The organism is Betaproteobacteria bacterium (genome assembly GCA_009377585.1).
Taxonomy (GTDB): domain Bacteria; phylum Pseudomonadota; class Gammaproteobacteria; order Burkholderiales; family WYBJ01; genus WYBJ01.
In genome coordinates, this window is sequence record WHTS01000022.1 from 44,872 (window position 1) to 67,395 (window position 22,524).

The 22,524-nt window shown below is 69.0% G+C and carries 12 protein-coding genes and 1 pseudogene; 12 read left to right on the forward strand and 1 reads right to left on the reverse strand.

Annotation, left to right across the window (positions count from 1 at the left end; translation table 11 throughout):
* Positions 1 to 2 precede the first annotated feature (2 nt).
* From GEV05_09920 to GEV05_09975, 12 genes and pseudogenes are all read left to right on the forward strand, one after another.
* Positions 3 to 386 carry a prepilin-type N-terminal cleavage/methylation domain-containing protein gene (locus tag GEV05_09920; protein ID MPZ43703.1) on the forward strand — a complete coding sequence of 128 codons (384 nt, stop codon included), beginning with the start codon at positions 3 to 5 and terminating at the stop codon, positions 384 to 386.
* Between the two features lie 35 nt (positions 387 to 421).
* Positions 422 to 1,204, forward strand: coding sequence for a hypothetical protein (locus GEV05_09925; protein ID MPZ43704.1), 783 nt, complete (start codon positions 422 to 424; stop codon positions 1,202 to 1,204).
* Between the two features lie 17 nt (positions 1,205 to 1,221).
* A pseudogene (locus tag GEV05_09930) lies at positions 1,222 to 1,692 on the forward strand (type II secretion system protein).
* A gap of 600 nt (positions 1,693 to 2,292) precedes the next feature.
* Entirely contained in the window at positions 2,293 to 3,156 is an 864-nt protein-coding gene (locus tag GEV05_09935; protein MPZ43705.1) for a PEP-CTERM sorting domain-containing protein, read from the forward strand.
* A 49-nt stretch (positions 3,157 to 3,205) separates the two neighbouring features.
* A complete protein-coding gene (locus tag GEV05_09940) occupies positions 3,206 to 4,726 on the forward strand; it encodes a hypothetical protein (GenBank protein MPZ43706.1) in 1,521 nt (506 codons plus the stop codon).
* 186 nt (positions 4,727 to 4,912) lie between these two features.
* Entirely contained in the window at positions 4,913 to 6,508 is a 1,596-nt protein-coding gene (locus tag GEV05_09945; protein MPZ43707.1) for a BamA/TamA family outer membrane protein, read from the forward strand.
* Positions 6,508 to 16,788, forward strand: a complete 10,281-nt coding sequence (locus GEV05_09950) for a filamentous hemagglutinin N-terminal domain-containing protein (GenBank protein ID MPZ43708.1) — start codon at positions 6,508 to 6,510, stop codon at positions 16,786 to 16,788. Before GEV05_09945 ends, GEV05_09950 begins: the two co-directional genes overlap by 1 nt.
* 82 nt (positions 16,789 to 16,870) lie before the next feature.
* Complete coding sequence (locus tag GEV05_09955) at positions 16,871 to 18,586, forward strand: DUF2341 domain-containing protein (protein MPZ43709.1); 1,716 nt, start codon at positions 16,871 to 16,873, stop codon at positions 18,584 to 18,586.
* 2 nt (positions 18,587 to 18,588) lie between these two features.
* Complete coding sequence (locus GEV05_09960) at positions 18,589 to 18,993, forward strand: biopolymer transporter ExbD (protein ID MPZ43710.1); 405 nt, start codon at positions 18,589 to 18,591, stop codon at positions 18,991 to 18,993.
* Positions 18,990 to 19,676, forward strand: coding sequence for an energy transducer TonB (locus GEV05_09965; GenBank protein ID MPZ43711.1), 687 nt, complete (start codon positions 18,990 to 18,992; stop codon positions 19,674 to 19,676). Before GEV05_09960 ends, GEV05_09965 begins: the two co-directional genes overlap by 4 nt.
* Positions 19,677 to 19,723: 47 nt before the next feature.
* Positions 19,724 to 21,244: an outer membrane receptor for ferric coprogen and ferric-rhodotorulic acid gene (locus tag GEV05_09970; GenBank protein MPZ43712.1), complete on the forward strand. Its 1,521-nt coding sequence runs from the start codon at positions 19,724 to 19,726 to the stop codon at positions 21,242 to 21,244.
* Between the two features lie 2 nt (positions 21,245 to 21,246).
* Positions 21,247 to 21,957 carry a hypothetical protein gene (locus GEV05_09975; GenBank protein MPZ43713.1) on the forward strand — a complete coding sequence of 237 codons (711 nt, stop codon included), beginning with the start codon at positions 21,247 to 21,249 and terminating at the stop codon, positions 21,955 to 21,957.
* Positions 21,958 to 21,965: 8 nt separating this feature from the next.
* Here the strand turns inward: GEV05_09975 and GEV05_09980 are convergent, their stop codons facing one another.
* Complete coding sequence (locus GEV05_09980; protein MPZ43714.1) at positions 21,966 to 22,223, reverse strand: PEP-CTERM sorting domain-containing protein; 258 nt, start codon at positions 22,221 to 22,223, stop codon at positions 21,966 to 21,968.
* Positions 22,224 to 22,524 lie beyond the last annotated feature (301 nt).

Sequence of the window (22,524 nt, forward strand, 5' to 3'; positions counted from 1 at the left end):
CGATGGGCAACGCCCGCACCTCGGGATTCACGCTGATTGAGCTAATCGTGGTGCTCGCGATCATCGGCTTGCTGCTGAGCATCGCGGCGCCCCGGTTCTCGAGCGGAGTCGACCGGTCCCGGGAGGCGGTGCTGCGCCAGAACCTGAAAGCGATTCGCAGCGCGCTCGACCAGTACCACGCCGATACCGGCAAGTACGCCGACGACCTGCAGGCGCTGGTGAGCGCGCGCTACCTGCGGGAGGTGCCGCTGGATCCAATCGTCGATTCACGCACCGAGTGGACGATCGTCTCGCCTCCGGCGGATTCGCAGAGCACCGGCGTGTACGACGTGCGCAGCAGCGCCCAGGACAAGGCAAGTGACGGCAGTGCATATGCCGATTGGTAGCGAGCTCGGCTCCGAACGAACATGAAGAACGTACCGTGATGAACATTGCTGCGATGAGCGAGCAATACGGCCTGGATGTCGCGCGGCGCGATTGCCTGTTTCTCGCGATCGAGCGATCGATCCGGGTGCGTGTCGAAACCGATTTCTTCTCCTGGGCACAGGGAAGCCTGCAGGCGGCTATCCCTCACGACGTGCTGCTGTGCGCATGCTTCGACCCCCAGGGCCGCCTGCTCGATTCGCACGTCTGCTCGCCCATTCCGATGCTGGACGGCTCGGCCTCGGCGCTGGTCCGGACCGAGGACGGACTCCTGCATCTCCTGCTGAGCCTGTGGGACGGCAACGGGAGAAGTCCGCTGCTGATCGATGCGACTGCCCCGACAGGAGCGCCGAATCCCGCCCTGGCTGCCTCGCTGCAGGCGCTCGCGTTCTCGAAGCTGCTGGCGCATGGATCCTGGGCGCCCTGCGGGTCGGTCGATACGTTCTTCGTCTTCGCGGGAATACGCTGCGCGCTCGACGCCAAGGTGTCCGACGTGGTGGAAATCGTCGTTCCGCATCTGCGCGCGGCCTTCGTGCGGCTGCAGCCGCGGAAAATGAAGCCACGCACGCCCAATCGCGCGCGCGCGCTGACGAATCGGGAGCGCGAGATTCTTCTGCAGTTGCAGCATGGCCGCAGCAACGCCGAGATCGGTGGTGCGCTCGCGATCAGCCCGTTGACGGTGAAGAACCACGTGCAGAAGATTCTGCGCAAGCTGGGCGTGCGCAATCGAACCCAGGCCGTCGCGCTCGACATGAGCCAGCGGTGGCATCGTCCGGACTGACCGGCTCACCCGATGGGATGCGCCGGATCGCCGGCGTCACCTACCTCTGGGTGCTGTTGATGATCGCGGTTCTGGGTGCCGGCGCGGCCGCAGCCGCCCAGGTGTGGGTCACCCACGCACAACGCGAGCGCGAAGCCGAGCTGCTGTTCGTCGGCGAAGAGATTCGGCGGGCGATCGGCGCCTACTTCGAAGCCACGCCCGGCGGCGCACGGCAGTATCCGCGCAGCCTCGAGGATCTGCTGCGCGACCGGCGCTATCCGGTCGTGCGCCGATATCTGCGGCGCGTCTACCGCGACCCGATGACCGGAGCGCCCGACTGGGTCATTGTGCGAGCGCCCGACGGCGGCATCGCGGGCGTGCACAGCCGATCGCGCGAGGCAACCTTCAAGAGGAAGGGCTTCAGGCCCGAGCATGCGGCATTCGAGAATGCCGCCACGCATGCCGACTGGAAGTTCATCTACGCGGCGGGCAGCGCCGGAACACCGGGCGGTGCGCCGGCCGCGAAAGTCGAGCAGCCCGCGCCCGAACTGCAGCCGACCGCGAACGTCGCGTCCGGTGCGGCAGTGAATCCGGCTCCTGCGGCGCTGCCCAAGCCCGCCCCGGCCAAGCCTCCGCCCGATCCGGAGGAGGAGCGCAAGCGCCGCGAGCGCGAGTGCCGCACGCTTGCGCGTGGCGATGCAGTGAGCTGCGCCGCGCTGCGGCGCGAGCGGGTGGAAGTCGCTTCGCGCTGCGAAGCCTCGGCAGCGGAGCGCCAGGCTCTGTGCCTGGATACGGGGACGATAGGCCTACCCGCCCTGGTCACTCGCTAAGAGCCTTTGCTTCCCATCGACCGCTCTGCGTCGGGTCATAGTCCGCTCGGACCATGCCGGCCGCATGCGACTCCTCCATGCCGGAGACATACACGCGCCCCCATCGGGCGCGGACGTGCGTCCAACGGACTATCGACGCTGGAAACGGTGCGCGTTCCAATGTCATAGCGAGGCGTTACCTTGCCGGCATCTGATGCATATCACATCAGATCCGTCGCCGCTGGCCTGCGGGCCTGGTGAACTCTCGGTACCCATACGAAAAAATCAAGGAGTGTTGCTATGAAGAGATACTTTCGTCGACCGCTGCCGACCCTGGTAGGCGCCGCCCTCGCCGCCGGGCTCGCAGTGCCTGCTGGTGCAGTTGTCAGCAGGACTGGTGAGACCGCGACTGGGAATCAAACAGAGCTCACGCTCTGGGTGTTCAACGTCGAGGCACAGAAATCCTACACCCGTGACCTGGGCATAGCGCTGGACAACTTCCGGACGACGTCCACGCAGATTCCTCTGGCCGGGCCCCACGCGTTCAATCCGAGCGCTCCGGTAGCCCTCGGTGCCGCGAGCGGCGCAGGGGTCAATCAAATCGGATATTCCCTGAACTTCGGTGCAGATTCGCTGCTCACCTCTTTCTTCACCCCGACTGAGCTTGCGAGTGCGACCTACCAGGTGATCGCGGCCAAGGCCACGGCGCAATACGCGGCGCTCTCCACCAACAATAACGGCGCGGCCGCGGTCGAGGCAACCATCAACAGCCAGCTGAACCAGTTCCGGAACATCGACAACGCGATCTCCGGGGTGAACCTCCTAGGCACGCATCCCGGCAACCTCAACGGCTCGGGCGCAACCGCGGATCCGGACAACATCGCCTATGTCGGCAAGTCGCTGGACAACAACTTCGCGGCCAACGCGCCCTTCACCACGGACGCGCAGGTCGACACGCCGCTGAGCTTCTTTCAGCTGACCCGCAACGGCACGCTCGCGTTCAACCCGGTCAATGTCACCGAATTCGGCGGCGATTGGCTGCTGACCTCGGATGGAATGCTTTCCTACACCGTGCCAGTCCCCGAGCCCGAAACCTATGCCCTGATGGTCGCGGGCATCGCCCTGGTTGCAGCGGCGGTGCGGCGCCAGCGCAAGGCGCAATGATCCTTCAGTCGGTACACGCTGCGTTTACGCAAACCAAGGAGAAGACGCGATGAAAGCAAAGAAGACTGCTCTTACCTGCGCCTGCACGCTGGCGGCCTTGTCGGGGCAGGCACTCGCCGTGGCGCCCGGCAACTGCGACCCCGCGGTCGGCGGACCGTTCGCCATCGACATTTACCTGTCCGGCGCATCGGCCCCGCAGAACATCCTCGGTCAGATCATGACCGAGATCCTGAACCCCGGGTTCACGACCGTGTACGACACGGCTACCGGCGGGTCCGATTACCGCGCCTACTGCGGGACGCTCAATGGGACTACCGGAGCGCTCAACGGCAAGAAGGTCCGCTTCCTGAATCGCGCCCGGGGGGGATCGGTGTGGGGCGTCAATCCCGTAGCTCGCGATCGCCCGATCGCGAACATGATCTTCGCTGCGGCAAGTTGCGTGGCGGCCGGCGGACCGGGGCGTCAATTCGACTGCGCCGAGGTCGGCGACGATCTCAACGCTGCTAACCCGAACAACCGCCAACCGGATTTCGGTGTGTCCGACGTCGAGCCGGCGATGTTCAAGGAACCGCTCAACGTCGAGTTCGGACAAGATGCGCTGAGCGCTGCCGAGATCGCGAAGTTTGCCGGTACGCAGCGTGCGACCAACCAGGTCATCTTCGGTATCGGCTTGAGCCAGAGCCTTGTGAACGCGGGCCTCACTAACATATCTCGGGCGCAGGTCGCAGCCGTGCTGACGGGCAACTACGGTGACTGGAACCAGGTCAACCCGGCGATTCCGGCCGGAACCAACGTGACGGTGTGCCGGCGCGTGCAAGGGTCAGGCACGCAGGCCACCTTCAACAGCTACTTCAACGACTTCCCCTGCTCGGTCGGCAACGTCGCTCAGGACGGCAACACGGCGCCGCTGCGCATGTCGGACAGCTTCGGCTTCAACGCCCCCGGCAGCGGCGACGGCGGCACGCCGGCCACCGCGATCCTGATCGATCCGACGCAAGGTCCCACCTACGTTGAGAATCCTTCTTCGGGCAACGTACGCACGTGCGTGAACAACGCCAACGCCGGAATCGACTGGGCGTTCCGGGGCGACGACTTGAAGTTCTACCGTGTGCAGTTCAGCCTGCCGGCGGCCACGCTGGGCGGCAAGCACGCCGCGCTCGCCAATCTATCGCTGGATAGCTACAACTCGACCAACTACGGCACGAACTGGAGTTTCATCAACCTGGACGGTCTGAGCCCGGTGTCCAACATCGCGGGCGGCGACTATACGGGGTTGCGCAACGTGATCACCGGTGCCTACGACTTCGTCGTCGAGCAATCGATCCAATGGAAGAACGACAAGGTCTTTCCAAGCGGTGATTACCTTGCCTTCATCAACCTGTTCGTGACGAAGTCGCGCCAGGAACCGATCCTGCGCGCCATCCCGAACGTCAGCGTCCGTGCGGCGGTCGTGGCCCTTCCGGGCGTAGCCGGCAATACGCCGACAATACCTGCCAACCCGGCAGCGAACCAGACGTCGCAATGGACCCGTAGCGGCAACAGCTGCAGGCCGGCGTCGCTCCTGTTCTAAGGCGCGCCATCGCTGTTGGTGTCGCTGCCGCGGCATGCTGCGGCCAAGCGAGGAAGCACTGCATCGGGTGCCCACCAGGGCGCCCGATGCAGCATCGTGCATATCGAAGCATTGGGGTTCGTGGTCCGTCCGGCTCATACGGCCGTCAAGAGCGCGCAATGCCAACATCACAAGCTCGGCCACTCCATGATCATGAGGCGTTCGGCCACGCGCAGGGTGCTCCTGCTGTGCTTCACTCTCTACACGGCGTACGCCGGCGTGCAAGGTCCGGCTGCCGGCGTCGAGACCGAGGAAGCACCCCGCTTCGATATCCTGGAATACCGCGTCGAAGGCAACACGGTGCTGACGACTCTGGAGGTCGAGCGTGCGGTCTATGGGTATCTGGGACCGGAGCGAACGATCAAGGATGTCGAGGCCGCCCGCAGTGCCCTCGAGCAGTCGTATCACAAGGCGAGCTACTTGACGGTTTTCGTGGACATTCCGGAGCAGACCGTTGCCCAGGGCATCATCCGCCTGCGCGTCACCGAAGGCCGCGTGGAGCGAAGCCGGGTGACCGGCTCGCGTTACTACAGCCTGGGTGAGATCCGCCGTCGCACCCCATCGCTGGCCGAAGGCAGCGTGCCGCACTTTTCTACCGTGCAGCAGGAGCTCGCCCAGCTCAACAAGAGTCCCGATCGGCGCGTGACGCCAGTCCTCAAGCCCGGCCGTACGCCGGGACGGGTCGAGGTGGACCTGAAGGTCGACGACAAGCTTCCTCTGCACGGGGGCGTCGAGCTGAACGACCGCTACAGCGGCGAGACTTCGCGCCTGCGGCTCGGCGCGAGCCTGCGCTACGACAACCTCTGGCAGCGCGAGCACAGCATCGCCGTGCAGGCGCAGACGTCGCCGCAGGACACCGACGAGGTACGCGTGCTGTCGGGCACGTACCTGTTTCCGGCCTGGGGCGATACCCTGATCGCCGCCTACGCGGTGCGCTCGCGCAGCAACGCCGCGGCCGTCGGCGCGCTCAACGTCATCGGCAGCGGCACCATTTACGGCATCCGCTCGATCATCCCGTTGCGCAGCTTCGACGGCTGGTACCACAGCGTCACGCTCGGGCTCGACTACAAGGACTTCTCCGAGACCGTTAGCCTGATCGGCGCCGACAGCTTCGACACGCCGATCAGCTACGCGCCGCTGATCGCGCAGTACAACGCGACCGCAATTGCGCCCGGCTCGCTCACGCAGCTCGATGCCAGCGCCACCGCCGGCGTGCGCGGCCTGCTCGGAAACAACGACGCCGAGTTCGAGAACAAGCGCTTCAAGGCGAGCGCGAGCTACCTGGCGCTGAAGGCCGGTGCAGGCTGGACGCGCAATGTCGCGGGGCCGTTCGACGTGCACGCGCGCTTCGAGGCGCAAGGGGCGAGCGGCCCGCTCGTGAGCAACGAGCAGTTCGGCATCGGCGGCGCAGAGAGCGTGCGCGGCTATCGCGAGCTGGAAGCGCTGGGCGACGATGGCGCGCGCATGACTGTGGAAGTCCGGCGGGCGTTCGGCGAGCGCAAGCCCGGCGGGATTGCCGAGACCTACGTGGCCGGATTCGTCGATGCGGGCTGGGCCCGGATCGAGGATCCGCTGCCGGGACAACGCAGCCGCTTCACGCTTGCCTCGGCCGGCATCGGCCTGCGTCTGAAGGACACGCGCGGACTGGCCCTGGCGCTCGATCTTGCGCAAGCGCTGCGTGCCGGACCGTCGACCCGCGACGGCGACTCACGCATTCACTTCCGCCTGTCGTACGAGTTCTGATGCGCGCCGAGCGAGACCGAATGACAATCGATGCCGCGCGGCCCGCCGAGCCCGTCTGGAAGCGACTTCGCATGAGTGCTGCCGTGCTTGCGGCATGCGCCGCGCTCGGCGCGCGCAGCTCGGATGCCGCCCAGCCCGCGGGCCTCGTCCCGCAGCCCGGCAAGGCGTGGAGCAACGCCGCCATCGATGCCGCGCGCACCAACGCCGCCAGGCTGACGATCCAGCAATCGCAGCCGAAGGCGATCCTGCACTGGAACCGGTTCAACGTCGCACCGGGGCAGGCCGTCGTGTTCGAGCAGCAGGCGGCCACGTGGGCCGCGCTCAATCGCATCCACGACGCCGATCCGAGCCGCATCCAGGGCAGCATCAGCGCACGCGGGCAGGTGTATCTCATCAACCAGAACGGGATCGTGTTCGCCAACGGCGCGCAGGTCGACGTCGGCGGCCTGGTCGCCTCCACGCTCGACATCACGGACGACCTGTTCGAGCAGGGGCTGCTCAGCAATCTCCTGCCAGCGCAGAATCCCGCATTCGGCCCGTTCGCCAACGGCGCGCCGAGCGGGACGGTGGTAGTGGAAAACGGCGCCGAGATTCGCACCGCGCGCGAGGGCCGCGTCATCCTGCTGGGGAGCGACGTCAGCAACAACGGCATCATCTCCACCCCCGACGGGCAGGCGATCCTGGCGGCAGGCAGCAAGGCGTACCTGGCGGCGAGCAACGACCCGGCATTGCGCGGCCTGCTGATCGAGGTGGACAACGGCGGCCGGGTCGAAAATCTGCCGCTCAGCAAGATCGTCGCCGAGCGCGGCAATGTCACGCTGGCCGGGCTCGCGGTCAACCAGTCGGGGCGGGTGTCGGCGACCACCAGCGTCAATCAGAACGGGTCGATACGCCTGCTGGCCCGCGATACGGTCGTCGACAAGGATCTGGGCGGCGGTGTGCACGTGCCGCTGGGCAGCCGCGGCGGAGAGCTTCGCTTCGGCAAGGCGAGCGTCACCGAGGTGCGGCCGGAGCTGAGCGACCCTCAGACCATCAAGGACGACCAGGCCTTCAACCGCTCCAGCATCGAAGGCATCGGCCGCACGGTGCGCCTGGAAGCCGATGCCGTGGTGGCGGCGCCAGCGGGGAACGTCACGCTGACGGCGCAGGCCGGCCTCGAGTTCCAGCCCCCGGGGGCTGCTGCGAACGCGCAGGCACGCATCTACCTCGAGCAGGGCAGCCGGATCGATGTCGCCGGAACGGCCGACGTCGTCCTGCCGATGGAGCGCAACGTCGTCGAAGTCGAGCTGCGCGGCAACGAGCTGCGCGATGCACCGCTGCAGCGCGACGGTCCCCTGCGCGGCAAGACGGTGCAGGTGGACGTGCGCAAAGGCACGGGACTCGCGGACGCGTCCGGCAGCGTCGCGCAGATCGGCCGCACCGTCGAGGAGCGCACCACGACCGGAGGCGACGTGAGCCTGCAATCCGAGGGCGACATCGTCGTGCGGCAGGGCGCGTCGATCGACGCCTCCGGAGGGAGCGTCCGCTACCTCGACGGCTTCGTTCGAACCAGCAAGCTGCTGGCGACCTCGGGCCGGGTCGTCGACATCGGCGACGCGCGTCCGGACGAGATCTACCGGGGCGTCGTGGACACCGTGACGATCGACCACGTCAAATGGGGCGTAAGCGAGACGTTCTCGGCCCGGTACGGTTTCGAGCGCGGCTACGTCGAGGGAATGAGCGCCGGAACCATCGCCCTGCTGGGCCATGCCGTCGTGCTCGATGGCGAGCTGGTTGCGCGGACTCGCGCAGGCGAACGGCAGCGCGCTGCCGGAACGCTTCCGGTCGGCGGCGGCCTGATCCTCGGCGACGCCAGCGCGGCGGCCGCGTCGGTGCGTTCGTTCAAGCTTCCCGACGTCCACTTCGTCGAGGCGGCGACGGCGCTTCCGTCCGGCTTTCGCTTCGCAACCGGGGAGGCGCCGGGATCGCCGCTCGACCCATTGCCGGAGCCCAACCGCGCCGCGGTGCAGGTACCGGTCGCGATGCTGCGAAACGGCGGCTTCGGCCGCGTCACCGTCCTCAGCAACGGCCGCATCCAGCTCGGCGAGGGCGTGCGGCTCGATCTCGCCCCGGGCAGTCAGCGCGCGCCGGACGGCAGCGTGCGCCAAAGCGCGCTTGCGCTCACCGGCCGCGAGATCGAGGTCCTGGGATCGATCAACATACCGAGTGGGGCCGTAAGCCTCACCACCGTGCAGCCGTTGGGGTCGTTTCTTCCCGCCGCTGCCTATGCCATCCGGCTGGGCGAGGAAGGCACGATCTGCGCCGCGGGCGGCTGGATCAACGATCTGCCCACGGCGGGCGGCAGCGCGGGCAGCGGTCCGGCCCTGATCGCGGGCGGCTCGGTCTCGCTCGTATCCGCCGCCGACGTCGTCCTGGCCGCGGGTAGCGTCATCGATGTGTCGGGCGGCGCGTGGCTCGATGCGAGCGGCGCGCTGCAGGCAGGCGCCGGGGGCAGCATTCGCCTGAAGAGCGGCCGCGTCAACCTGGGTGACTTCGATCCACAGCAATCCACGCTCGTGCTCGGCGGCGAGCTGCGAGGTCACGGCCTGCAGCGCGGAGGCGCGCTCACGCTCGATACGTCGCGCGTGCACATCGGACCCGACGCCCCGGAAGGTACGCTGAGTCTCGCGGCAGCGTTCTTCCAGCGCGGCGGGTTCAGCGCCTATGCCGTCAACGGGCAGGACGGGCTCACCGTGGCGGCCGAAACAACGATCGGTCCGCACGCAGAAAACCGCGTGCTCGATCCGGCCTACGTCACGGCTCCGTCCGCGACCGACATCGCGCGCTTCTCGTCGCTCGCGCTGCTGCCCGAAGCGCTGCGCACGCCCACCGCGCTGACGCTCACCGCCGCCGGCACCGTCTTCGGCGATCTTCTGATCGACCGCAGCGCCGAGCTGCGGGTCGAAGCGGCTTCGCAGATCACGCTGTCGGCGGGCAATCAGCTCACCATGCTGGGCAGTCTGGCCGCACCGGCCGGACGCATCACGCTTTCGACCGCCGATCCGGTCGATCCGACGCGGGGCGGTCCGCGCGACTACGGTGCCGCGCAATCGATCTGGCTGGGTGCCAAAAGCCGTATCGACGCGCGCGGCGTGGCGCGCGTCGTGACCGGTCTCGACGGCCTGCGCCGGGGCGAAGTCCTGGACGGCGGCAATGTGACCATCGATGCGCGCACGGGTTACGTCGTGCAGCAGCCGGGCTCGCACGTCGACGTCTCGGCGGTCGCGGCCGAGCTGGACATCGTGCCGCGTGCCTACGCGACGCCGGTCGCGACGATCGTTGCAGGAAGCGCGGGCGCGATCGACATCCGTGCCCAGGAGGGTGTGCTGCTGGGCGGGAGCCTGCGTGCAGCGCGGGCCGCGCCGTGGTCCGAAGGCGGAACGCTGTCGGTCACGCTGCACCCGGCGGTCGCCGGCAATCCCAGCTACCCCACGCTCCCGCGGCGGGTGATCGTGAGCAACGCTGCGATCGCCGCTTTCCCAGCGCTCGCCCCGGGCGAGGTCATCGATCCGAACGCACGAACCCGCCCGGGCGAGGCGCAGCTCAATCATCGCGCCTTGCTCGATGCCGCCACGCTCAACGGCGGCGGTTTCGACAGCATCACGCTGCGCAGCCCGGACAGCATCGAGCTCGAGGGCGACGTCACCCTTGCGGCGCGCCGCAGCATCTCGCTTGCTGCGCTGAGCGTCGCGGCGGCAGGCGAGAGCCGGGCGGCGTTCGATGCCGCCTATGTTTCCCTGTCCAATACGACCGGCTTCGCGGCACCCGCGCCCGTGGCAGGCGAGGGGAGCCTGGTCGTCAGCGCCGGGCTGATCGATTTCGAAGGCAACGTGACGCTGAGCGGATTCGAGCGGGCGCAATTCGTGGCGGACGGCGACATCCGCTTCAAGGGCAGCTACTTCCCCGGCGGCGCGAGCGTGCTCTCGGGACAGTTGCGCACGGCCGGTGCGCTGGCCTTCGATGCCGCCCAGCTCTATCCCACGACGATGAGCCGCTTCGTGGTCGAAGCGGTGGGCGAGGGCGCACGCATCGACGTCACGGGGCGCGACGCGGGCGCCTCGGCCCTCTCGGCCGGCGGCGATCTCACGTTGCGGGCGCCGGCGATACGCCAGGGCGGCGTCATCCGTGCGCCCGCCGGATCGGTCACGCTGGACGCGGCGCAGACGCTGACGCTCGCGCCCGGCAGCCTTACGTCCGTGGCGGCGAGCGGCCTCGTCATGCCGTTCGGGCGCACCGAGCTTTCCGGACGCGCCTACGTGTACGCGCTGGACGAGTCGACCAACGTCCTGATCGAAGCCGTGCCGCAGAAGCGCGTCGAGCTGAGGGGCGCGGAGGTGCGGATCGAATCCGGCGCGCTGGTCGATCTCTCCGGCGGGGGCGATCTGCGCGCGTACGAGTTCGTGCCGGGCCCCGGTGGGTCGCGCGACCTGCTCGACGCGGCCAACGCGCCCGGCACGTTCGCGATCCTGCCCGCTGCGGCGGCTGCCTTCGCACCCTACGACCATCAGATCCAGGCCGCGGGCGCCGCGTCGGCGCTGGCCGTGGGCGATGCCGTCGCGCTGGCCGGGGCGGACGGGGTTGCGGCGGGCGTCTACATCCTGCTGCCCACGCGCTACGCGCTGCTGCCCGGCGCGTACCTGGTGAGCGCGGTAAACGGGACGCGCGATTTCCCCGCCGGCAAGGCGACGCGGCGCAGCGACGGCGCGCAGATCGTCGCGGGCTATCGCACCTGGACCGCGCGCGATGGGAGCCAGGTCCGCGACGGGCGCAGTACGGGCTTCCTGGTGCAGCCGGGCGCGACGGCGCGCAGCCGGTCGGAGTATCTGGAGACGGCGCTCGGCTCGGCATTCGCAGCCGACTCCGGCCGGCAGACCTTGGCCGACGCCGGCGCGGCGGCGATTCGCGCCACCGAAGTGCTCGACCTGCAGGGCAGCTTCCGCGCCAACCACGCTCCCGGCAGTGCGGGCGCCACGCTCGACATCGCCGCACCGAAGCTCGCGGTCGCGACCGCCGATGCCGCAGGCATCCGCGACGATTTCGTTCGGCTCGATCCGCTCGCGCTCTCGCGCCTCGACGTGGCGAGCATGGTGCTGGGCGCAACACGCTCGGCCGATGACGATCGGACGCGCCTGTCGGTGGTGAGCAGCGACATCGTGGTGGCCAACGACGCGGGCAATGCGCTGCGCGCGCCGGAGATCATCCTGGCCGCCAACCGGAATGTGACCATCCGAGACGGCTCGCTGATCATCGGCGAGGGTGTGTACGCCTCGCCGGCGCGCACGCTCGTCGTAGGTGGCGATGGCGTGAGCGGCGACGGCGCCCTGGTGCGCGTCGCCTCCGGTCCCGAAGTCGGCATCGTGCGGGAGAATGCCGCCCGCACCGAGGGCACGCTGAAAGTGGAGACCGGGGCTCGCCTGCAGGCGCAGGGTGCGGTGGCACTCGATGCCACGCGCGACCACGTCATGCGCGGCGCGCTCGAGCTTGCCGCGGGTGCGGCGCTGGCGCTCGGCGCCGGGCGCATCAGCCTGGGCGACACCGGCGCGGTGGTTTCGGGTCTCGCCCTGAGCCGCGAGCAGGTGGATGCGCTCGGCGCGCTTTCCTCGCTCACGCTGCGCAGCTACTCGACGCTCGACACCTACGGCGCGCTCAGCCTCGGTTCGCCTGCGCTCGGGCATCTTTCCGTCGACAGCGGCGGGCTCAACAACTACCGCGGCGCCGATGGTTCGGCGCAGGTGCGGCTCAGCGCCGCGCAGGTCACGTTCACCAATACCCGGGGCAGCCCACACGCCGGCGCGCCCGCGCTGGGCGACGGCGCGCTGCCCGTATTCGGCAACGGCAATCTCGACGTGCACGCCGACCGGATCGTCCTGGGCGAAGGCAACGGGGCACCCGGCTCGCCCGCGGCCGTGCAGCTCGAGGGCTTCGCGCAGGTGAGGCTCGACGCGCGCGACGCCGTGATCGCCGAGGGCGCAGGCAGTCTACACGTGCACGGCGATCTGTCGGTCCAGACCGGCCGCCTGGAGGCCGCCACGGCGGCGCGCTATGCGCTGGGCGCTTCCGGGCAGCTCGATGTCCTGCCGGGCCGCGCGGGAATCGCCGCGACCGAGGCCGATTCGCTCGGCGGCAGCCTCGCGCTCACGGGGCGCTCCGCGTCGATCGGCAGCGCCATCTCGGCGCCGGCCGGCCGCATTGCGATCGCAGCCGTCGGCCCGACCGCAGACGACGGCGTGACGCTGCATGCCGGCGCACGCGTCGCCGCGCCCGGCGCGAGCGTCGTCTTCGACGGCGTGCCCGCGCATGCCGCGGCCGGCGTGATCGACATCCGTTCGGCCGCCGGCAGCCTCGTGCTCGAAAGCGGCTCGGTCGTCGACGTGTCGAGCGCATCCGGCGCGGACGCCGGCGAGATCCGGCTGTCGGCCCCGCAAGGCAGCGCGAGCCTGCAGGGGATGCTCAAGGGCGGCGCGATGACACAGGCCGGCCTGCTCGCGCCCGCGCAGGGCAGCTTCGTGCTCGACGCCGGCACGCTGGCGGATTTCTCCGCGCTCAATTCAGCGCTCGACGCGCGCCTGGATGCCGCCGGGGCGTTCGTCTCCGGCGGATTCGGCGCGAAGCGCGATGTGCGCGTGCGCTCCGGATCGATCGTCGTCGCGGCCGGCGATCGCGTGGTCGCCCACGAAGTGGCGCTCGCTGCCGATGACGGAGACATAACGGTCGATGGAACGATCGACGCCTCCGGGGCGAAGGGCGGGCGCATCATGCTGGCGGCGAACGAAGCTGGCGCCGGCACGGGTTCCATCCGGATCGCGGGGCGGCTCGAGGCGTCGGCCGAGGGCGCGGGTACGCAGGGCCGCGGCGGCGAGGTCGCGCTGTCGATCGCGAGCAGCGCCAACGGAGCCGCGACCGCGGCAACCATCGCGATCGAGCACGGCGCGGTCGTCGACGTGTCCGGCGCGGGCGGGCGGATCTCGTTGCGGGCGCCGCGACTCGGCTCCGGGGCCGGCACCGGCGTCGCGGTCGAGCGTCTGGACGGCGAGCTGCGCGGCGCGGGCGAGATCGTGCTGGAGGCGTACAAGGTCTACAACGCGACCACGGTGAGCGGCGACGGCGCGACCACCGACGGCGGCGTGTTCAACGTGGCGACCACCGGTCCGTTCGCCAACACGGTGGGATTTCGCGAGGCCGGAGATTTCATTGCCGGGGCCAAGGACACGATCCTGGCGGCGCTCGGCCGCGCCGGCGATCCGTCGTTCCACCTGCGGCCGGGCATCGAGATCCGCAGTCCCGGTTCGCTGACGGTCGCCGTGAACGAGACGGCGCCGCAGCAGCATCTGCGCGGCTGGAACCTGTCGGCGTGGCGCTTCGACGGCGAGCCGGGCGTGCTGACCTTGCGCGCCCAAGGCGATCTCATCCTCGACAGCTCGCTCGGCGACGGATTCACGGCGACGGCCAACCAGGCGATGGCGAACTGGACGGCGCTGCGCACGGACGATTCATGGTCGTACCGGCTGGTCGCCGGCGCCGCCGCGGCCGCCGCGAATCCGCTCGCGACGATCGCCGGCAGCGGCGACATCGTGCTGGCCGCCGGCAAGCTGGTGCGCACCGGCAGCGGCTGGATCGAGCTGGCCGCCGGGCGCGATCTGACGCTCTCCGATCCCTCATCGGTGATCTATACGGCCGGAAAGCCGGGCGCTGCGATCCCGGGCTATACCCCGCCGACGTTCCGCGACGAAAGCAACCGGGCGTTGCGCGCCATCAACCCGGAAGGCGGCGGAGACATTCGCATCACGGTCGGGCGCGACATCTCGGCCATCGCCGGCAGTCAGCTCATCAGCGACTGGCTCATGCAGCGCGCGGCGCGGCGCACGACTTCCGGCGCGATTCTCGTACCGAACGCGCAAACCACCTGGTGGCCCCGTTACACGAGCTTCCAGCAGGGCGTCGGAACGCTTGGGGGCGGCGATGTCAGCGTCGTTGCGGGCCGGCATATCGAGAATCTGAGCGTGGTCGCGCCGACCAACGGCGTCATGGGCGGCAGCACGAGCGCGGCGCCTGACCCAGCGAACCTCGTGGTCCGGGGTGGGGGCGATGTGCTCGTGCGCGCGGGCGAGAATCTGAAGGGCGGGGCGTACCTCGTCATGAAAGGCGCGGGGCGTATCGATGCGGGCGGCGACATCGGCAGCGGTGTGCGCAACACCGCCGAAGGCGCGTACGCGGTCGGTCCGATACTCGCTGCGGGCGATGCGCGCTTCGACGTGCGCGCGGGCGGCGATCTCACGCTGGGCACCGTGCTCGATCCGACGCTGCTGCCGCAGGCCCACAACATCGGCGCCTCGCTCGTCGCGGGCAGCCAGAACGCGTTTTCGAGCTACACGGCCACGACAGGTGTGGCGTTGACGGCGGTCAGCGGCGATCTTCGGCTGTTGAACGATACCGCCACGCTGGACCAGTCGGCGCCCCAGATCTACGGCCCGGGTGTCATCGGCGACGGTTTCAGCGCCACGCTCTACCCCGGAACGCTGCGGGCCGCGGCGTTGCGCGGCGACGTCGAGGTGTCGCGGCCGTTCACGCTGTTCCCCGCAGCCGCAGGCAATCTGGATCTCCTCGCCGGGGGCGACGTCGTCGTGGGCGGGCACATCCGGATGTCGGATCTCGATCCCCGCGTTCTGCCGAGCGTGGCTGCACCCTCGCTCGGCTTCTTCGGCACGATCTTCGACGGCCAGGGTCGCTATGACGCCGGACCCACGGTGCACTCGAACCCGCCGCTGCACGCGGCCGACACGAATCCCGTCCGGGTCGTCGCCGCAACCGGCGACCTGCTTTTCCGCAGCGGCGCGCAGCTGATCGTCGCCGAGGCCGCCCGCCTCGTCGCCGGGCGCGACATCCGCGATCCGGACTTCGGCGGACAGAACCTGCGCGGCACGGATGCCACCGTGCTGATGGCGGGCCGCGACATCGTCTCCACCAGCCCCATCGGGACGAGCGGCGTGCCCGGCATCAACGATCGCACCATTCAGATCGGTGGTCCCGGGAGAATCGAGGTCATTGCCGGCCGCGACATCGATCTCGGCACCTCCTCGGGCATCGTCACCCGCGGCCCGCTCGACAATCCATTCCTGCCCGAGTCCGGCGCGAGCATCCTCGTGCTCGCCGGCGCGCCGAGCGCACCCGACTATGCGGCGTTCGTCGCCCGCTACATCGATCCGCCCGATCCGGCCGCCCGCCGTTTCGGCACGGAGCTGGCGGCCTACATCGGCACGCTGACAGGATCGGCGCCGCCGACCGAGGCCGAAGCTCTTACCGTCTTTCGCGCGCTGCCGGCTTCGCAGCAGGCTGCATTCGTGCGCCGGGTCTTCTACGCCGAGCTGAAAGAGACCGGACGCGACGTCACGGCAAGCGGTGCTCGCGGCGTCGAGGCCTACCGGCGCGGCTACGAGGCGATCGAGACCTTGTTCCCCGTCCGGGGCGGCGACGCCGAGGCGCGCGGCGACATCAATCTCTTCTTCAGCCAGGTGAAGACCGAGCAGGGGGGCGAGATCGAGTTGATGGCACCCCGCGGGCTCATCAACGCGGGCCTCGCAAACCAGGGGCGCTTCAGCAAGCCGGCGTCGCAGCTCGGCATCGTCACCGTCGACAGCGGCTCCATTCTCGCATTCACGCGCGACGACTTCCTCGTCAACCAGTCGCGCGTCTTCACGGTCGCCGGCGGCAACATCCTGATCTGGTCCTCGGAGGGCAATATCGACGCCGGCCGCGGCGCGAAGACGACGTCGGCCACGCCGCCGCCGCAGTTCCGCATCGACGCCGACGGCGTGATCTCGCTCGACATCACCCAGTCGATCGCCGGCAGCGGCATCGGCGTATTGCTCGGCCGGCCGGGCGTCACGCCGGGCGATGTCGATCTGATCGCGCCGAAGGGCGAAGTCAACGCGGGAGACGCCGGGATACGATCCGCGGGCAACCTGAACATCGCCGCCGTGCGCGTGGTCGGCGCCGACAACATCCAGGTGGGCGGGCGTTCCACCGGCGTGCCCACGGCGGATACGTCCGCGCTCGGCGCCTCACTGGCGGCGAGCAGCGCGACCGGCAGCGATGCCACGCGCTCGGGCGAGCAGGCGACACGCGGGCTCGCCGAAGCCGCACAGGCGGCGCAGGCGCTCAAGGAGAGCTTCCGGCCCTCGTTCCTGACGGTCGAAGTGCTCGGCGTGGGTGAGGACGAACCTGCGGAGCGCAAGAAGCCATGACGCTCGGCGCCGCAAGGCCGTGTCACGGATATGACACGGTGGTTACGCAAAATGCCGCTCATCCCCTGCGCAATTCGAGCCCATGAAATACATCGTCCTGATGCTCGTTGCATTGCTAGCCGTCTCGCCGGCCAGCGCTTGGGCCTGGTGGAACGCGGAGTGGGCGCAACGCCGGCCGATCGTGCTCGATACCTCCGCAGGCGGGGCCGACGTCAAGGAGACGCTGTCGAACGTGGTCGTTCCCGTTCGCCTCCACACCGGGAACTTCGATTTCCTGGCCGCGAAGGAGGACGGATCGGATCTGCGCTTCGTTTCCGCCGACGACAAGCTGGTGCTGAAGCACCACGTCGAAAGCTTCGACTCGCTCAACGAGCTGGCGATCGTGTGGGTGCAGGTTCCGCGGCTGGCGGGCGCGTCCAACGCCGAGTCGATCTGGCTCTACTACGGCAATTTCAAAGCCCCGAGCGTCGCGGATGCCAAGGGCACGTACGACCCGAGCCAGTTGGCCGTGCTGCACTTCGCGGAGGGCGTGGGGCTGCTGCAGGACGCGGCCGCCTACGGACAGGCGGCGAAGGGAAGCGCGAGCCCTGCGGCGATCGGTCTGATCGGCGGCGCTGCGGCCCTGGACGGCTCCGCGCCGCTCGTCCTCCCGGCCTGGCCCGCACTCAAGCTCGGTTCGCCGGGCGGGTTCACTTTCAGCGCGTGGGTCAAGCCGGAGAACGCCGAGGCCGACGCGACGCTGTTCGCCATGCGCGATGCCGAGCGATCGTTCACGATCGGTCTCGAGCGCGGGCGGCTGTTTGCGCGCTTCGTGGCCAAGGACAAGTTCGAAACGCGTCCGCTCGAGAACGCGTTGCCGCCCGCGGCGTGGAGCCACATCGCAGTGACGTTGTCCGATCGTCTCGTGGTCTACGTCAATGGCGAGCAACGCGCGGCGGTGGCGGCCAATGCGCCCCATTTCAGCGCGGACGGCGTAATCGGCGAGAACTTCGCCGGCGAGCTGGACGAAGTCCAGATTGCCGCTCAGGCACGTTCCGCCGACTGGGTCAAGCTCTCGCACGCTGCACAGGCGGCGGACGGCCGGCTGATCCGCTATGGCCAGCCCGAGGCGGGGGAAAGCGGCAGCGCGTCGTACCTCGGCATTCTGCTCGGCGCCGTCACGCTCGACGGCTGGGTCGTGATCGCGATCCTGGCGCTGATGATGCTGGTGAGCTTCGCCGTCATGATCGCAAAGGCGATCGCCGTGTTCCGCACCGCAAACGCGAATCTGCGCTTCCGGCAGAAGTTCGGCGCAGCGGAAGGCGAAGAGCTTGCGCGCGAGCACGGCTTCGACGGCTCGTCGCTGTTCCGCGTCTATCGGCTGGGCATCGAGGAGCTGCGGCATCGCTTCGAGCGCTACGACCGGGACGGACTGGCGCGCAGCCTCTCGCCGCAGGCACTCGGGGCAATCAAGGCGAGTATCGACGCCGGCCTGGTGCGGGAGAACGAGCGGCTCAACAGCCAGATGGTGCTGCTCACGATCGCCATCAGCGGAGGCCCGTTCCTCGGGCTGCTCGGCACCGTGGTCGGCGTGATGATCACCTTCGCGGCGATCGCGGCGGCAGGCGACGTCAACGTCAACGCCATCGCGCCGGGGATCGCGGCCGCGCTGGTGGCCACCGTGGCCGGCTTGGGCGTCGCGATCCCGGCCCTGTTCGGCTACAACTACCTCGCGAGCCGCATCCGCGGCATCAGCAACGACACGGCGGTATTCGCCGACGAGCTGATCACGCGCCTTGCCGAGAAGTACGCACCCTGACGATGCAGGTCAACAGCGACAACAAGCCCTACGACGACATCAACGTCACGCCGATGCTCGACCTGGCGTACGTGCTGCTCGTGATCTTCATCATCATGACCACGGCCTCGGTGCAGGGAATCAAGGTGAACCTGCCCAAGGCGAGCGCCACGCCGAGCCTCGCCAAGCCGACGACCAAGGCGGTGACGATCACGCAGGACGGCCGCCTGTTCCTCGACGCCTATCCGGTCACTATGGACGAGCTGGAATCGCGCCTGCGCGCGCACAAGGCGGCCAGCGCGGACTTCCCGGTCGTCATCAAGGGCGATGCCAAGATCCAGTACGAGCGCGTGATCGAAGTGCTCGACCTGATGGGCCGTCTGGACATCACGCAGATCGGCCTCGTGACTCAGCGGCTCGTGAAATGACGGATGCCTTGCTCGCAAAGCGCGCCCGCGCGCTCGCGCTGATCACACTGCTGATCGTGGCCGCGGCCGCGCTCGTGGCCGCGGTCATCCACGGCTTCCTTCAGCAGGCCGCCAAACCGAGGAAATCATCGGTGCAGCAGATCATGCTGCTGCGGCCGCCGCCCCCGCCGCCGCCGAAGCCGCAGGAAAAACCGCCCGAGCCCGAAATGAAACAGGAGGTGAAGTTGCCGGAACCCGAAAAGACGCCCGAGCCCGCGCCAGCGAAGGACGAGCCCCCGGCCGACAAGGTCCTCGGGCTGGACGCCGAGGGCGGTCCCGGCTCGGATGGGTTCGGCCTGGCCGCGCGCAAGGGCGGGCGCGATCTGCTCTCGATCGGGGGCGGAGGCAACGGTTCGGACGGGCGACGGTTCGCGTACTACACCGCGCGCATTCAGCAGCAACTGCAGGAGGCGCTGGCGCGCGAGCCGAAGCTGCGCCAGGAAGACTATCGCGCCATCGTCAAGATCTGGCTTGCCCGCGACGGGCGGATCGAGCGCGTCGAGCTGGTGAACGGCACCGGGAACAGCGCCACCGACGGGCTGCTGCGCGCGACCCTGGCCGGACTGCCGGCGCTGGCGGAGGCGCCGCCGGAGACGATGCCGCAACCGGTGCGGCTGCGAATCACCTCACGGGCTGCCGGATGAGGCGGGTCGATCCAGCGCCGCGCCGGCGGCCGAAAGCGAGAAGCCGAATGCGCGCTGCCGTGTTGCAATCGATCGTCGTGGCGACATGCCTCGCCGGCGCACCCTGCGCCACGGCGGGCGAGCGGGAGGATCTGGAACAGCTGCGCGCGACCACCGTCAATCTGATCGAGCTGCTGGTCGAGCAGGGCGTCCTGACGCGCGAGAAGGCGCAGGAGCTGCTGCGCAAGGCGCAGGTGCGATCGCCCGACGCCGTCGCCCCTGCGGGGCCGAACGCGCCGAAGGTCGTACGGGTTCCCTATGTGCCCGAGCACGTGCGCGACGAGATCCGCGAGTCGATCAAGCAGGAGGTCCTCGCCCAGGCCAAGACCGAACGCTGGGGCGACCCTGGCGTGCTGCCGGATTGGATCAGCCGCATCGCCTGGGAGGGCGACGTGCGGCTGCGCTACCAGGGCGACATCTTTCAATCCGGCAACACGCCGCCGGCCTTCTTCCAGATCGAAGGCCAGAACATCGACAACACGCAGGAAGACCGTAATCGGCTGCGCGTGCGGGCGCGCCTGGGCGTTCAAGCGCGCGTTTCGGAGACCGTCAGCGCCGGTGCGCGGATCACGACCGGCAGCATCTCCGATCCGATCTCGACCACCTCGACCCTCGGCGCTTCCGGCGATCGCTTCGCCGTACGCTTCGATCGTGCCTGGCTGCGCCTCGAACCGGCGTCCTGGTTCGCCCTGACCGGCGGGCGCATGCCCAGCCCGTGGCTTTCGACCAATCTCGTCTGGAACGACAATCTGAGCTTCGAGGGCGTCGCTGTGCGTACGCAGTACGCGTTCGACACGGGCTCTTCGGCCTTTCTCACCCTCGGCGTCGCTCCGGTCGAGGAAGTGCAATTGTCGGGACGCGACAAGTGGCTCTTCGGCGCCCAGGCCGGGATCGACTGGAGCGGGGCCCGTTCGCGCTTCCGGCTCGCCGCCGCGCTCTACGATTATCGCCACATCACCGGGCGGCCGAACGATGCGCTCGCGCCCGGACTGAACGATTACACCGCGGCGCCGTTCCGGCAGAAGGGCAACTCGCTGTTCGACCTCAACCAGGGCGTACCCGGCGCAGACCCTCTGTTCGGCCTGGCGGCGAAGTTCCGCGAGGCCAACATCACCGCCCGCTGGGATCTGATGCACCTGGATCCCGTGCACGTGATGCTGACCGGCGATTACGTCCGCAATATCGCCTTCGACCGCGGCGAGATCCTCGATCGCACCGGGCTCGACATCGCGCCGCGGGTCAACGCCTACCACGCCCGGCTCGCAGTCGGAATGCCGGAGCTGCGCAAGCAGCACGACTGGCAGGTGTTCGCCGCTTACAAGCACGTGGAGCGCGATGCGGTGCTCGACGCCTTCACCGATTCGGACTTCCATCTCGGCGGCACCAATGCGAAAGGCTATATCCTCGGCGGCGCCTACGGAATCGCGCGCAACACCTGGGTGAACCTGCGCTGGCTGAGCTCGAACCAGATCGACGGGCCGCCGCTCGCCATCGACGTGGTGCAGCTCGACCTGAACGTGCGTTTCTGATCATGCGTACCACCACTTCCGCGGCGCTTGCAGCCGCAATCTGCGCCTGCGTGCTGGCCGGTCCGGCGCCGCTTGCCTTCGCCCCGGATGCCAGGGCGGCCGAGCCGCGCGATAGCCGCGAACGTGAGGCGTTGCGCCGCTTCCAGCAGGCGCTGCGGCGGGAGCAGCAGGAGCGCGCGGCGCTGGAGAAGGCGCTCGCTTCGGCAAAGGACGAAGCCGGCGGCGCGGGCGCCGAGCGCGACGCGGCCGCCGCCCGCGCCCGGCGTGCCGAGACAGCCGCCGCCCATCTCGCGCGCGAGCTGGAGGCGCTCAAGCGCGCACTGCGCGAGCAGTCCACCCAGCGCGCCTCCGCGGAAACGAAGCTCGCCAAGGCACAAGGCCGCATCGCCGCACTGGAAGAGAAGATGCGCAAGTCCGAGCAGCAGCATGCCGCCACGACCGAATCGCGCGACGAGCGCGACCGCAAGCTTCTCGCCGAGTTGGGAGTGCGCGGGCGCTCGCTCGCGACCTGCGAGCAGAAGAACGTCGAGTTGTATGCGCTCGGCCGCGAGCTGATGGAGCGCCATCGCAGCCTCACCTGCGGTGATTTGTTGCTCGCCAACGAGCCGGTGACGCAGCTGAAGCGCGTGCAGATCGAGAACCTGCTGGAGTCCTACCGCGACAGGCTCGATGCCGAGCGCATCGAGCCTGCCGTGCCGGTAAGCGGGCGCTGATCGACGCTTCAGCGCGCGGCGACGATCGCCGCTGCCCGCGGCTGGATGGTCTTGCGGCGCAGGCGGCAGCCGATCACCGCAAGACCCAGCAGCATCATGGCATGGGTCTCGGGCTCGGGCACGGGGGTGAGCACGAACAACCGCGAATTGCCGAAGCCGGAGTCGGAGTCCTTGCTATCGGAAGGCGCGTCCTGGCCGCGATCGACGAAACCCGCCCGGCGCGCATGAACGATAATCGGCCAACCACGCCACGCGAAGTAAGTCATTCTGCGACGCACGCGCCCGTTGCGGAAACAAGTGACCACTACTCTGGTGCGCGAGTTGCGATACCAACAGGCTGCGGCACGATGGGCAAAGGTGTGCAGCGCGAAAGGGTTTTACCCGTGACGTCGTCGCAGGGCAGTGCGCGCGCCTCATCGAAAGCGCGGACGCGCGTTCCATCGGGTTCGGTGACGGGCATTCGCGATACCCTCCGGACACACATTCGCGCTGCCGCGCAGGCGTTGCAGGGTACGCGCCCACCCTCCGATGAAGCGGTGCACGCTGCAAGAAAGCGCATCAAGCGCG

What these genes read in the sequence shown, in the direction of transcription:
- GEV05_09920 (MPZ43703.1), top strand. Translation starts at nt 3, where the DNA reads ATGGGCAACGCCCGCACCTCGGGATTCACGCTGATTGAGCTAATCGTG.
- GEV05_09935 (MPZ43705.1), top strand. Translation starts at nt 2,293, where the DNA reads ATGAAGAGATACTTTCGTCGACCGCTGCCGACCCTGGTAGGCGCCGCC.
- GEV05_09940 (MPZ43706.1), top strand. Translation starts at nt 3,206, where the DNA reads ATGAAAGCAAAGAAGACTGCTCTTACCTGCGCCTGCACGCTGGCGGCC.
- GEV05_09945 (MPZ43707.1), top strand. Translation starts at nt 4,913, where the DNA reads ATGATCATGAGGCGTTCGGCCACGCGCAGGGTGCTCCTGCTGTGCTTC.
- GEV05_09950 (MPZ43708.1), top strand. Translation starts at nt 6,508, where the DNA reads ATGCGCGCCGAGCGAGACCGAATGACAATCGATGCCGCGCGGCCCGCC.
- GEV05_09955 (MPZ43709.1), top strand. Translation starts at nt 16,871, where the DNA reads ATGAAATACATCGTCCTGATGCTCGTTGCATTGCTAGCCGTCTCGCCG.
- GEV05_09960 (MPZ43710.1), top strand. Translation starts at nt 18,589, where the DNA reads ATGCAGGTCAACAGCGACAACAAGCCCTACGACGACATCAACGTCACG.
- GEV05_09965 (MPZ43711.1), top strand. Translation starts at nt 18,990, where the DNA reads ATGACGGATGCCTTGCTCGCAAAGCGCGCCCGCGCGCTCGCGCTGATC.
- GEV05_09970 (MPZ43712.1), top strand. Translation starts at nt 19,724, where the DNA reads ATGCGCGCTGCCGTGTTGCAATCGATCGTCGTGGCGACATGCCTCGCC.
- GEV05_09975 (MPZ43713.1), top strand. Translation starts at nt 21,247, where the DNA reads ATGCGTACCACCACTTCCGCGGCGCTTGCAGCCGCAATCTGCGCCTGC.
- GEV05_09980 (MPZ43714.1), bottom strand. Translation starts at nt 22,223, where the DNA reads ATGACTTACTTCGCGTGGCGTGGTTGGCCGATTATCGTTCATGCGCGC.